The sequence below is a fragment of the Mycobacterium heidelbergense genome (assembly GCF_050205645.1).
GTDB lineage: Bacteria > Actinomycetota > Actinomycetes > Mycobacteriales > Mycobacteriaceae > Mycobacterium > Mycobacterium heidelbergense_A.
The window spans coordinates 70,548-83,321 of the sequence record NZ_JBNMQT010000005.1 but is presented as its reverse complement, the minus strand read 5'-3'; the positions used below and the strand labels follow the sequence as shown (position 1 = coordinate 83,321).

The following is a 12,774-nucleotide window of genomic DNA, read 5'->3' as shown; positions in this document are numbered from 1 at the left end:
AGCACAAACGAGCATAAGACGGTGCCTGCGGGAAGTCGCGCGGTTTGGCCAAGGGCTTTGCGGGTCGGCTGAGCCCCGGTGGGCGACCCAAAAATTATGGACTAGTGTCTAGAAAAGTTTTCCAGTGTTCTACGAAACGGAGACTCTGATGGCGATCCGCGTCGCGCACGTCGGCACCGGAAATGTCGGAGGCCTGGCCCTAGCCGAACTCATCACCAACCCGCAGTTCGAACTGACGGGCGTGTGCGTGTCGACACCGAAGAAGGTGGGCAAGGACGCCGGAGAACTGTGCGGCGTCGGCCTGGACGCGGGCGTCAGCACGGGCATCAAGGCCGTCGGGAGCCTCGACGAAATTCTGGCCACCAAGCCCGAATGCGTCGTCTACTGCGCCATGGGCGACACCCGGCTGCCCGACGCGATGAAGGACGTCATGCGCATCCTGGCCGACGGAATCAACGTCGTCGGATCGTCGCCCGGGCTGCTGCAGTACCCATGGGGCGTCATGCCCGACAAGTACATCGCCCGCGTCGAAGCTGCTGCGCGGCAAGGAAATTCGAGTATCTTCATCAACGGCGTTGACCCGGGATTCATCAACGACCTCATTCCCTTCGCGCTCTGCGGGACCTGTCAGCGCATCGAGCAGGTCCGCTGCATGGAGATCGCCGACTATGCGAGCTACGACGGCGCAGAAGTGATGCGCTACATGGGATTCGGCGGGCCGCTGGACGACGTGCCGATGCTGCTGCAACCGGGCGTGCTCACCTTCGCCTGGGGAACGGCAATCCGTCAGCTGGCGGCCGGCCTCGGGGTCGAGATCGACGAGATTACCCAGTCAATCCAGCGCGAGCCGGCGCCGGAAGACTTCGACATCGCGGTGGGGCACATTGCCAAGGGCACGCAGGCCGCGCTGCAGTTCGAGATCCGCGGCATGTCCAAGGGGCACCCGGCCATCGTCGTCGAACACATCACCCGCTTGCGACCCGACCTGCGGCCCGACTGGCCGCAACCCGCTTCCGGCGGCGGCTCGTATCGCGTCGAGATCACCGGCGAACCGTCGTATGCCGTGGACATCGTCCCGAGCAGCCGCAAGGGCGACCACAACCACGCCGCGATCGTCGGCGCCGCGGGCCGCATCGTCAACGCCATCCCGGCGGTGGTCGCCGCGCCGCCTGGCATCCGCACCACCCTCGACCTGCCGCTGGTAACCGGCAAAGGCCTTTACGCACCAAGCACTTTGGTGACCACCTAAACGAAAGGAGACCCGCGTGGGTCGGGTAGACGGCAAAGTTGCACTCATCAGTGGTGGCGCTGGCGGTATGGGAGCCGAAGATGCGCGCCTGCTGGTCGAGGAAGGCGCCAAGGTCGTGATCGGCGACATCCTGGACGACCAGGGCAAGGCGCTGGCCGACGAGATCGGCGACTCCGCGCGCTACGTCCACCTCGACGTCACCCAGCCCGACCAGTGGGACGCCGCGGTCGCCACTGCGATCGGCGAATTCGGCAAGCTCAACGTGTTGGTCAACAACGCCGGAACCGTCGCGCTCGGCCCACTGAAGAGCTTCGATCTGGCCAAGTGGCAGAAGGTGATTGACGTCAACCTGACCGGGACGTTCCTGGGCATGCGAGTCGCGGTAGAGCCGATGATCGCGGCCGGGGGCGGCTCGATCATCAACGTGTCGTCCATCGAGGGGCTGCGCGGCGCGCCCATGGTGCACCCCTACGTCGCGTCCAAGTGGGGCGTGCGCGGGCTGGCGAAGTCGGCGGCACTGGAGCTGGCGCCGCACAACATTCGGGTGAACTCGGTGCACCCGGGATTCATCCGCACGCCGATGACCGCGCATCTGCCCGAGGACATGGTGACGATCCCACTCGGGCGTCCGGGCGAGGTCCGGGAAGTCGCGACCTTCGTGCTTTTCTTGGCCAGCGACGAGTCGTCGTACTCCACCGGCAGTGAGTACGTGATGGACGGCGGGCTGGTCACCGACGTGAATCACAAGGAGTTCTGACCGAACCTGGCTAGTCGCCGACGATCAGCGACGGAGCTCATCCGCGTTGCGGCGCAGCATCTTTGGTGCCTGGACAGCCCCTAAGGGGCGGCTCCCAGAGATTGCGCGATGGCGGTTACTTGCCGGGGTTACCCGACCCGGGCGCGGCCTTGGCGGCGAGCTGCTTGGCCAAGGTCACCCCCAGGGTGTTGGCGTTGCCGTAGGCACACGCCATGACATCGATCACTACGTTGTTGGCGACCGTGAGGGCGCGCTGGCAGCGCCAACCAACATGTCTCTCGCTCTGTCGGATCGCCGTCAACATTCCGTCGGAGTCCTTGACCGGCCCGACGTCCCACGTTCCGTTCTTCCCCGGGTCCGGCGGGCGGGCTGTATAGCTGCGATTGGAGCAGCCCCGCCAAAGCGCCCCCGCTTGCTTATAGAACGCCGTGGCGTGGCCGGCGGTGGGAAACGCCACAACGTCCTGGTCAACGTAATGGGCGAGTTGGTCTCCCGGCTCGAACAGGACCTGACCTTGATAGCCCGTCCACCCGCTGCCCGCATAGGCGGGGGCCGCGGCCGGTATGGCCACCCCCGCGCATTCGGCCGGTATGCCCTCGGCGGTTGACATCTGCGTGTAGTTCTTGCCGTCCTCGACGGTCATGCCGGTTGCGCCCATCGTGGTGTTGACCTGCTCTGTGTTGAGCAATAACCCCGGCAGTGCCGAAGCCGCGATCGGCGCCGCGGGCGAAGGGGGCGCTGACGTCGCCTGCGGGGCCGGATGGCCAGCGCACGCGGCGGCCACGGTGCAGATGGCCAGGGCGGTGGCCCACATCGACTTGTCCATTGCACTCCGCTGACTTTCTTGTCCCGGCAGCCACCCCGTTAATGGGCTTGCCGGGTGACGGTGTCGGCCATCTTGTCAACGATCTGGCCCGCCTGGTCGCCGAGCTGATATGCGCAGGCATTGACGTCGAGGACCACGTTCAAGACGGCGCGCAGCACGTGGCGGCAGGTGTATCCGTTGCCGCCCTCGAGCGTGTGTGGCTGCGTAATCGCCGGGGCGTTCCCGCCTAGGTCTCCGACGGTCCACAGGTAGTCCCGCCCCATGTGGTGTGCGGTGATGGTCTGCCCGGCGCAGGCACGCCATTTGTCCGCCGAGGACCGCACGAAGGCCACCGCCAGGTCGGCCGAGGGGAAGCTAACCGCCGCCTGCCCGACACGGTGGTGCGGGTCGTCTCCCACTTCGTGCAGCCCCTGGGCGCTGACCGCCTTGTATCCGCTGCCCTGATACACGGCCGCTTCGGCTACGAAGAATGCGGCGCGGCAGTCCAGATTGGACAGCGTTCTGTCGACCGTCCATGTCGCGTGCTCGATCGGCGACGTGGGCTGCATGTCCGAGGCGCCCATCGCGGCGTTGACGTCCGCCACCGTGAGCAGGATGGAGTCCAGTCCCTCGGACGCCAGCGTCGGCGCCGGTGGGGTCGACACGCTCTGCGGTGACGCTGGTTGCGGGGTGGACGTGGCACGCCCGCAGCCAGCCACCGTGACCGCCATGATCACCAGCGCGGCGGTCGCCCGGGAGCCGATGCGCCAGGGTTTGCGGGATCGGGAAAGGCATACCGTGCCGCCCTCGTCCGCACCGGGCGGCTCATCCACCGGCCACGCTCCCGGTTAACGGCATGCGCAGATGCTACCAACGCGGCACTCATTCCGAGCGAGACCGCACGCTGGGTTCCTGCCGTGTGATAGATGTCGGGCGTTCGGCCGAGAACTCCGAGAGAGGGGACCTTCATGGAAGGTAGCCAGCACAACTCGGTAAACGTCATCAGAGCCGTCGTTACGGCGAAGTGGTGACATCGAATCGGCAGATCGATGCCGACTTCCTGAGCCTTCCGCGCCACCAGCTAGCCGACGCCGCGCTGTCGGCGGCCGGCGCCGCCGGGGCCACGCATGCCGATTTGCGGGTGCATCGCATCGCTACCGAGACGATCCAGCTGCGCGACGGGAAAATGGAGACGGCGATCTTGAACCGCGAGCTCGGCCTGGCGGTCCGGGTGATCGTCGATGGCACGTGGGGATTCGCCTCGCACGCCGAGCTGGCTCCAGACGTTGCGGCGGACACCGCGCGGCGGGCCGTGCGGGCGGCCAGCACCCTGGCGGCGCTGAACACCGACCGCGTCGATCTGGCGCCCGAACCCGTGTATGCCGACGCCACCTGGGTATCGGGCTACCAGATCGACCCGTTCACCGTTCCCACCGCCGACAAGATCGCCGTCCTGCAGGAGTATTCGGGCAGGTTGCTGGCCGGCGCCGGGGTGGACCATGTGTCGGCCAACGTGACTGTCGTCAAAGAGCAAACTTTCTATGCCGACACGTTCGGATCGTCGATCACCCAGCAGCGGGTGCGCCTGACGCCGGCCATCGAGGCGGTGACCGTCCACGCGGGGGCAGGCGGGTTCGACACGATGCGCACGCTGGCGCCCCCGATGGGCCGCGGCTGGGAGGTGCTGGCCGGCGACGACATCTGGAACTGGACCGACGAACTCGCGCAGATGCCGTTGCTGCTGGCCGAAAAGGTCAACGCGCCCGGCGTGCGGGCCGCCCCAACCGATCTCGTGATCGACCCGTCTAACCTATGGCTGACCATTCACGAAACAATAGGCCACGCAACGGAATACGACCGCGCCCTGGGCTACGAGGCCGCCTACGCCGGAACGTCGTTCGCCACTCCGGACAAGCTGGGAACCCTGCGCTACGGCTCGCCGGTGATGAACGTGACCGCCGACCGCACCGTCGAATTCGGTCTCGCCAGCGTTGGTTACGACGACGAGGGGGTGACCGCCCAAAGCTGGGATCTGGTGCGCAACGGGGTATTCGTCGGCTATCAGCTCGACCGGATGTCCGCGTCACGGCTCGGGCGGCCACGCTCCAACGGTTGTTCATACGCCGACTCGCCCCATCACGTCCCGATCCAGCGGATGGCCAACGTCTCGCTGCAGCCCGGGCCCGGCGAAACCAGCACCGCGGACCTGATCGCCCGAGTCGACGATGGCATCTACATCGTCGGCGACAGATCGTGTTCGATCGATATGCAGCGCCACAACTTTCAGTCCACCGGGCAGCGGTTCTTCCGCATCCGCGACGGCCGCCTGGACGGTCAGCTGCGTGACGTCGCCTATCAGGCGACCACCACCGACTTCTGGAATTCGATGGAGGCCGTGGGGGGCGAGTCGACGTGGCGGCTGGGCGGCGCCTTCACGTGCGGCAAGGCCCAGCCCGGGCAGCTGGCCGCCGTCAGCCACGGGTGCCCGTCCGCGTTGTTCCGCGGCGTCAACGTGCTCAACACCCGCGCTGAGGGGCGGCGCCGATGATCCCCGCACAGCAGGTCGTCGAGCTCGTCCTGGATGAGGCGGCCCGGTCGGGTGGGGCCGATGAAACCCTGGTCCTGGTCACCGACCGCGACGAGGCGTCGCTGCGCTGGGCGAACAACTCGATGACCACCAACGGCATGTCGGTCAGTCGCAGCACCACAGTGATTTCCGTTGTGCGCCTTGAGGGTAGCGCGCACGTCTGCTCGCTGCGCTTCGCCGAGATGGACCCGTCGGTGATTCCCGGGCTGGTGGAGGCTTCCCAGCAGGCGGCGCGCTCGGCTCCGGCGGCGCGCGATGCCGCGCCACTGCTGACCGGCTCCGGCCTGCCGGACGATTGGGACGCGCCCGCTCCCGGCACCGGCGTTGAGGTGTTCGCGGATGTCGCCGGCCCGTTGAGCCGGGCGTTCCGTGGCGGTGACCAGTTGTACGGCTACGCGCACCATGTGCTGGAGACGACGTTTTTGGCTTCGTCAACCGGACTGCGGCGGCGCTACACCCAACCCACCGGCTCGGTGCAGATCACCGCCAAGCGTGGTGCCGCTAGTGCCTGGGCCGGTGTCGGAACGCCGGATTTCGCCGCTGTGCCAACAGATCTGCTGCTCGAACGGCTGTCGACTCGCCTCGGTTGGGCGCAGCGCACCGTCGAGCTGCGGCCGGGTCGATACGAGACGATCATGCCGCCGTCGACGGTGGCCGACATGATGATCTGCTTGCAGCGCAGGATGTCCGGCCGCGGCGCGCAGGAGGGCCGGACCGCGTTCGCGTCGGTCGGCGGCGGGACCAGGCTGGGGGATCGTCTCACCGACCTTCCACTGTCCCTGTACTCCGACCCGTCGGCCCCCGGCTTGGCGTGTTCGCCGTTCGCCGCCGCGTCACGCTCGTCGGAGATGGTGTCAGTCTTCGACAACGGGTTGGATTTCGGGCGAGTCGAGTGGATCCGCGACGGGGTGATCAACGCGCTGGCCTATCCGCGTGCCGCGGCTGCCGAGTTTGACGCGCCGGTCGCGGTGGCCGCCGATAACCTGCTCATGACCGGCGGCAGCGCGGACCTCGCCGAGATGCTCGCCAGCACCGAGCGGGGCCTGTTGCTGACCACGCTGTGGTATATCCGTGAGGTCGACCCGACGACGCTCCTGCTGACCGGTGTGACCCGGGACGGTGTCTATCGGATCGAGGACGGCGAAGTCACGGGCGCGGTCAACAACTTTCGGTTCAGTGAGAGCCCGGTGGAGCTGCTGCGGCGAGCGACTCAGGCCGGCGTCAGCGAGCTGACCCTCCCGCGGCAATGGGGCGACTGGGCTCCCCGGGCGGCGATGCCATCGCTACGGATCCCCGACTTTCACATGTCGTCGATAAGTCCGGCGCAGTAAGCGATTCCGTCGAGGTGCGCACTTTCCGAGTTCGGCCGGCTGCGCCGGTTCGTCGCGACGCGCCTGGCAATGTGCGACAGTACGGAAATGCTCCTTGCACTGGTACGACGGTACGTCCGGCCCTACCGTCGGCTGGTCGCAGCGGTCGCGCTGTTCCAGTTGATAAGCGCGCTGGCCTTGCTCTACCTGCCCACCGTCAACGCGGCCATCATCGACGACGGGGTGGCTAAGGGCGACACCGAGACCATCGTCAAGCTGGGCGCGTTGATGCTCGCGGTCACCGGTGTGCAGGTGCTGTGCAGCGCCGGGGCCGTGTACTTCGGGTGCCGGACCGGCATGGGGTTCGGCCGCGACCTGCGTCGAGCGATCTTTCACCACGTCACGGGCTTCTCTGCGCACGAGACCGCCCGGTTCGGCGCACCGTCGCTGCTGACGCGGACCACCAACGACGTCCAGCAGCTCCAGATGCTGGTGCAACTGAGCTGCACCGGACTGATCACCGCACCGATCATGTGCGTCGGCGGCGTCGTCGTAGCCGTGCAGCAAGACGCCGAGCTGTCCTGGCTGTTGGTGATCAGCATTTCGGTGCTGGCGGTATGCGACTACTGGATCGTGTCGCATATGTTGCCGCTATTCCGCAGCATGCAGGACCTGGTCGACAACATCAACCGGGTTATGCGCGAACAGCTCTCCGGCATCCGGGTGATCCGGGCGTTCGCCCGGGAACCTTTTGAACGGGAGCGATTCGGGCGGGCGAACTTCGCGCTGGCGGAAAGGGCGCTGCGGGCCGGCAAGTGGCAGGGATTGATGCTGCCGCTGACTAACCTGACCATAAATCTGTCCAGCGTCGCGGTCATCTGGTTCGGCGGTCTGCGTATCAACGGTGGCCAAATGCAGGTCGGCTCGCTGATCGCCTTCCTGGTCTATTTCATGCAGATCCTGATGTCGGTGATGGTGGCGACCTGGATTCTGATGGAGGTGCCCCGGTCGTGGGTATGCGCGAATCGGATCGGCGAGGTGCTCTCCACGCGGCCCGCGATCACGAGCCCCGCGAACCCGAAACGTCCGCAGGCTGTGCGCGGCGTTGTCCGGCTGGACGGTGTCTCGTTCTGCTACCCGGGTGCCGATCGCCCGGTGGTACACGATTTCTCGCTGACCGCGCTGCCGGGCACCACCACGGCAATCGTCGGTTCCACCGGTTCGGGCAAGTCGACGCTGATCTCGCTGATCTGCCGGCTCTACGACGTCACGTCGGGCTCGGTTCGCCTGGACGAGGTCGATGTCCGCGACTATGACACCGAGGCGCTCTGGTCGACCTTGGGGCTCGTGCCCCAGCGTGGCTACCTGTTCTCCGGAACCGTGGCCGACAACCTGCGGCTCGGCGCGGCTCCAGGGCAGGCCGTGAGCGAGCAAGAGATGTGGCACGCGCTGAGGGTGGCCTGCGCGGAGGATTTCGTCCGTGCACACCTGGACGGGCTGCAGATGCCAGTGGCCCAGGGCGGGAACAATTTCTCCGGTGGCCAGCGTCAGCGTCTGGCGATCGCCCGCGCGGTGATCCGCCGGCCGGCGGTGTACCTGTTCGACGATGCCTTTTCCGCACTGGACGTCCACACCGACGCCCGTGTCCGTGCGCGTCTTCGTGATGTGGCCCGTGAAGCCACGGTTATCATTGTCGCGCAGCGGATTTCGACCATCATCGAAGCCGATAGGGTGATCGTCGTCGACGGCGGGAAGGTCGTCGGTGACGGCACCCACGAGTCGTTGCTCGCGGACTGTGCCGCCTACGCCGAATTCGCTGACTCGCAGGCGATGACCGCCGGGACGGGGGGGTTGGCACCGTGAGGGCCGTGGTCCGCACTCCCGTCCGCGGTGTGGTGGAGGGACCGCCCACCGAACGATCCCGCGATTTCCGCGGCTCGGCGATCCGGCTGGTAAAACTGCTCACTCCGCAGCGCGGGCTCGCTGCGCTGGTCGTCACGTTAGCGACCGGCGGTATCGCGATCGGGGTGGTCGGACCGCGAATACTGGGGCACGCCACCGACTTGCTGTTCAACGGGTTCATCGGCCGGCGGCTACCCGCTGGCATCACCAAGGAGCAGGCCATCGCGGCCGCCCGCGCACGGGGCGAGAACACCTTCGCCGACCTGCTGTCGGGGATGGACATCACGCCCGGCGTGGGCGTGGATTTCGGAGCCGTCGGCCGCACCCTCGGGTTGGCGTTGGTACTGTATCTTCTTGCACCGCTGATGGTTTGGCTGCAGGTGCGTATCCTCAACGTGATCGTGCAGCGCGCCGTGCGGGCGCTGCGTGCCGAGGTCGAGGACAAGGTGCACCGGCTGCCGCTGTCCTTCTTCGACGAACGCCCGCGCGGGGAACTGCTCAGCCGGCTCACCAACGACATCGACAACCTGCAGACGTCACTGTCATTGACGATCAGCCAGTTGCTGATAGCGGTGCTGACGGTGATGGCGGTGTCGGCGATGATGTTGACCATTTCGCCGCTGCTGGCCGGGATGGCGTTGCTGACCATGCCGTTGTCGCTACTGGCGACGCGGCTGATCACCAAACGTTCGCAGCGAATGTTCGTGGCGCAGTGGGCCAATACCGGGTGGCTCAACGCCCACGTCGAGGAGACCTATAGCGGTTTCACGTTGGTTAAGACGTTCGGACACCGGGCCCACACGCTGGAGCGATTCGACGAATTCAACGAAGACGTCTACCGCCCTAGCTTCCGTGCGCAGTTTCTGTCGGGCCTGCTGTCGCCGGCCACGATGTTCCTCGGCGACCTCACCTACGTCGCGGTCGCGGTGGTCGGCGGTCTACAGGTGGCGACCGGTCAGATCACACTCGGCGCCGTCCAGGCGTTCATCCAGTACGTGCGCCAGTTGAATGGGCCCTTGACTCAGGTGGCCAGCATGTACCAAACCTTGCAGTCCGGGGTGGCCAGTGCCGAGCGGGTGTTCGAGTTGCTCGATGCCGCCGAGGAGACGCCCGACAGCGCTGAAGTCGTCCACGCCAGCGGCTCTTCGCTGCTGCCGGCGCCGATGGCGGTCCGGGGGCCGCGCCCGGGCCCGGCGGGCGAGCTCGGAAGCGGCCGGGTGGAGTTCGAGCACGTCACTTTTGGTTACCTCCCCGGCGTCCCCGTCATCCGGGATGTGTCGCTGGTGGCCGAACCCGGCAGCACGGTGGCGATCGTCGGACCGACCGGCGCGGGCAAGACCACGCTGGTGAACCTGCTGATGCGCTTCTACGACGTCGACTCGGGCCGCATCCTGATCGACGGGACCGACATCACGACGCTCAGCCGGCGCTCGCTGCGCTCCCGGATCGGGATGGTGTTGCAAGACACCTGGCTGTTCGGCGGAACGATCGCCGAGAATATTGGCTACGGACGGCCCGACGCCGGGCGACACGAGATCATCGAGGCGGCCAAGGCGGCCTACGTGGACCGGATCGTGCGGACGCTGCCGGACGGCTACGAAACCTGGATCAGCGACGACGCCGCAAATATCAGTACCGGTGAGAAGCAACTGATCACCATCGCCCGGGCGTTTCTGGCCCGCCCCCAGTTGCTCATCCTGGACGAAGCGACCAGCTCCGTCGACACCCGCACCGAGCTGCTCCTTGCGCATGCGACTCGCGAGCTGCGCCGGGACCGAACGAGTTTCATTATCGCCCACCGGCTTTCGACCATCCGGGATGCCGACTTGATCTTGGTGCTCGAGGCCGGCCGGATCGTCGAGCGGGGAACCCATGCCGAGCTGATGGCCCGCCGGGGCGCGTATTACGCGATGACCCGCGTTTAGCGCGACGTACCCTGCTCTGTCACAACGTCATTCGCACAACGTCATTCGCTGGCGTCAGCCGTGAACAGCGCGCTTTCTTCCAGTACCTCGGCGATCGCCCACCGCTCCTCATCGGTCAGGCGTCCCGGTAGGTCGGCCACCTCGAATCGTGGTGTCCTGACGCAGAAGTCGATGGCCTCGCGCGCTAACGGCGAAACGGCCAATTCTTCTACCCAACCGCGAGGTGTCTCGACCCCGAGAGCAACGAAGTCGCCGGTTTCCCGATAGTCGAGCGCCAGCTTCTCGTGGCAACGCGTAAGGGTCCGCGCCGTCGGCCGGCCGGCGTTCGTCACGTCGGTTCTGCCCAAGCCGTGGATAAACCGTCGGGTGGACAAGGAACTTTGCCGAACGCAACGCTCAAGCAAGTCCGCGACCGGAACGGCCTCGACCTGGGCGAGGTATTCGGCGATGGCACGGATTTTGAGCTGCCGGCGTCGGGCCGCAATCACCTCGTCGTAGGGATCGTCCGGACCAGTCCGCCGGCGCGCGGGGAAGTTATCCAGAATCGGCAGACATTGTTCTTGGTCTGCCAACTGCTCACCGTCACGCGGACTGCTGACGTGAAGCGACAGCGACCAGCGGTCAGTCGGGTTGCGCGGATCGTGGATGCACGGCTCGTAGATGAAGCCGACTTGCCCGGCGGGAGCGTCGAAGCGGTTCTTCGGCACTAGTGTCTGTCGGCGGTACGACTCCTCGCGGTCGTAGGTCTCGACTATCAGCTCGTTATGGCAGACACCTGTAATCGTCCAGGCTGTGTGCTCGTGCGCCCCGGCGTTGCGGCCCGGCGGCCAGTATCCAAACGCAAAGCGGATTCCAAATCCGGGCACGGTGAAGAACGGAACCAACCCCGGACGCAGGCCCCGCCGTTGTTCGAGTCGGGTCAGCTCGTGTGCCAAGCAATCGACGAGGAAGTGATCGTCACGGACGGCCGTGGTTACCGCCGCCCGCGCGGCAAGGACCGCGTCTTTGTCCGGATGCTCGCGCACATTCGCGTCGGGGAATGCATGCCGGTCAAACAGCTCACACAGTTCGTCGAGCTTCACGGAGCGCCTCCTGGACTTTCAACCGACACGGAGGACCTTGGTTTCGACCAGTCCGGCGACCAGCGCGATCTTCTCCTCTTCGGTGAGGTCGCCCGGCAGTTCACGGACATAGAAGGCGCCCGTGCCGGCAATGAATCGCAGCGCATCCCGTGCAATGTCGTTGACACTCAAGAAAACTCGACCGTTGCGGTCGGTCAGCTCGGCCATCCCGTCCACCGAGCCCAACGCCAATTGTCCGTAATAGCGGTTCACGATACGTCGGTGCGGCGTTACGCAGCGCGAGTCGTCCCAAACCTGCGGCAGGTCCATGCCGAAGATGTCACGGTACCGGTCACCGAACTCGGCCAACGTGGCTTCGGGAGGGGCGCCGACGGAGGCGCCTGGCGCATTGCTTGGGAAGTGGTGGCGATAAGTACCGAAATACTTGGTGCAAAACCTGCTGTATTCCACGGTGAAGAGCACGAACTGGTGCCATACCTCGTCCACGTACGCCGAGTGCATCTTCCAGGTTTTTGTCTGATCGACATGGGTTAGCACCAGGTATCGCTTCAGCTCGGTAAAAAGTGCGCACGCCTCCTCAGACGTTTCGACAACGCTATCTTTGACTAGCTTCTCGATAAGGAATGGCGCCTGATAGTCCAGCGCCTCAAATGCTCCCGGCCGGACATCCGGCATCAAGCCGGCCCCGGTCTGTCGATGACCACCGGGGCCGCCGCTAACGTGGGTAGGCACTACCCGAGGCGGGTTTAGCTAGGTTGCGCTATGGCCCAACCCGACCCGGCAGGTTGCTCCACAACTCGTTCGTCTTCGCAGCGACAACTGCATGTGCCAGTGCAAAGTGCACCGGAGCCGGGGCCGGGATGCAGCAAGATCCGGAGACGGCCAGCTCGGCTTTCTTTGATCTGACTATTGTCGATGCTCGAAATCGTGCTCATGAGCCGGAAATGTAGCACACACGGTGGCAGGATGTCCCGATTTCCGGTGCCCCTTCGGATAGACGCTATAAGCCAGTCCGCTGCAGGTCACGGCGCATGGGACTACGGCATCGGGCTCGTCGCATCCGCCCGGTGCCGCCACCATTGACTGCTATTTCGTTAGTTTCTCGCCGCTTTGCTTTGACAGTGCGCGAGAAGCGCGAAAGCGCCACAGCCCCGGGG

The 12,774-nt window shown here is 65.9% G+C and carries 10 protein-coding genes; 6 read left to right on the top strand and 4 right to left on the bottom strand.

The window, feature by feature from the left end; genetic code table 11:
- Positions 1-148: 148 nt before the first annotated feature.
- Both ACQI5H_RS07060 and ACQI5H_RS07055 read left to right on the top strand, forming a co-directional pair.
- Positions 149-1,249: a diacylglycerol kinase gene (locus ACQI5H_RS07060; protein ID WP_427078684.1), complete on the top strand. Its 1,101-nt coding sequence runs from the start codon at positions 149-151 to the stop codon at positions 1,247-1,249.
- A 16-nt stretch (positions 1,250-1,265) separates the two neighbouring features.
- Positions 1,266-2,006 (top strand): glucose 1-dehydrogenase, encoded by a 741-nt coding sequence (locus tag ACQI5H_RS07055; RefSeq protein WP_427078683.1) that lies wholly within the window; start codon positions 1,266-1,268, stop codon positions 2,004-2,006.
- A 115-nt stretch (positions 2,007-2,121) separates the two neighbouring features.
- Here the strand turns inward: ACQI5H_RS07055 and ACQI5H_RS07050 are convergent, their stop codons facing one another.
- Positions 2,122-2,832, bottom strand: coding sequence for a sensor domain-containing protein (locus ACQI5H_RS07050; protein WP_427078682.1), 711 nt, complete (start codon positions 2,830-2,832; stop codon positions 2,122-2,124).
- A gap of 38 nt (positions 2,833-2,870) precedes the next feature.
- Complete coding sequence (locus ACQI5H_RS07045) at positions 2,871-3,644, bottom strand: sensor domain-containing protein (protein WP_427078681.1); 774 nt, start codon at positions 3,642-3,644, stop codon at positions 2,871-2,873.
- Between the two features lie 194 nt (positions 3,645-3,838).
- Between ACQI5H_RS07045 and ACQI5H_RS07040 the strand changes: the two genes are divergently transcribed.
- The 4 genes from ACQI5H_RS07040 to ACQI5H_RS07025 all read left to right on the top strand — a co-directional run bounded on the left by ACQI5H_RS07040 (position 3,839) and on the right by ACQI5H_RS07025 (position 10,535).
- Positions 3,839-5,359 (top strand): TldD/PmbA family protein, encoded by a 1,521-nt coding sequence (locus ACQI5H_RS07040; RefSeq protein ID WP_427078680.1) that lies wholly within the window; start codon positions 3,839-3,841, stop codon positions 5,357-5,359.
- Positions 5,356-6,729, top strand: coding sequence for a metallopeptidase TldD-related protein (locus tag ACQI5H_RS07035; RefSeq protein ID WP_427078679.1), 1,374 nt, complete (start codon positions 5,356-5,358; stop codon positions 6,727-6,729). The genes ACQI5H_RS07040 and ACQI5H_RS07035 overlap by 4 nt, the downstream gene beginning before the upstream one ends.
- An 87-nt stretch (positions 6,730-6,816) precedes the next feature.
- The gene (locus ACQI5H_RS07030) at positions 6,817-8,571 is read left to right on the top strand and encodes an ABC transporter ATP-binding protein (RefSeq protein ID WP_427078678.1); all 1,755 of its coding nucleotides are present in this window, start codon (positions 6,817-6,819) and stop codon (positions 8,569-8,571) included.
- Positions 8,572-8,576: 5 nt separating this feature from the next.
- Positions 8,577-10,535 (top strand): ABC transporter ATP-binding protein, encoded by a 1,959-nt coding sequence (locus ACQI5H_RS07025; RefSeq protein WP_427078677.1) that lies wholly within the window; start codon positions 8,577-8,579, stop codon positions 10,533-10,535.
- A gap of 41 nt (positions 10,536-10,576) precedes the next feature.
- Here ACQI5H_RS07025 and ACQI5H_RS07020 read toward each other — a convergent pair whose 3' ends face one another.
- Complete coding sequence (locus ACQI5H_RS07020) at positions 10,577-11,617, bottom strand: hypothetical protein (RefSeq protein WP_427078676.1); 1,041 nt, start codon at positions 11,615-11,617, stop codon at positions 10,577-10,579.
- Between the two features lie 18 nt (positions 11,618-11,635).
- A complete protein-coding gene (locus ACQI5H_RS07015; protein WP_427078675.1) occupies positions 11,636-12,292 on the bottom strand; it encodes a hypothetical protein in 657 nt (218 codons plus the stop codon).
- Positions 12,293-12,774: the final 482 nt, after the last annotated feature.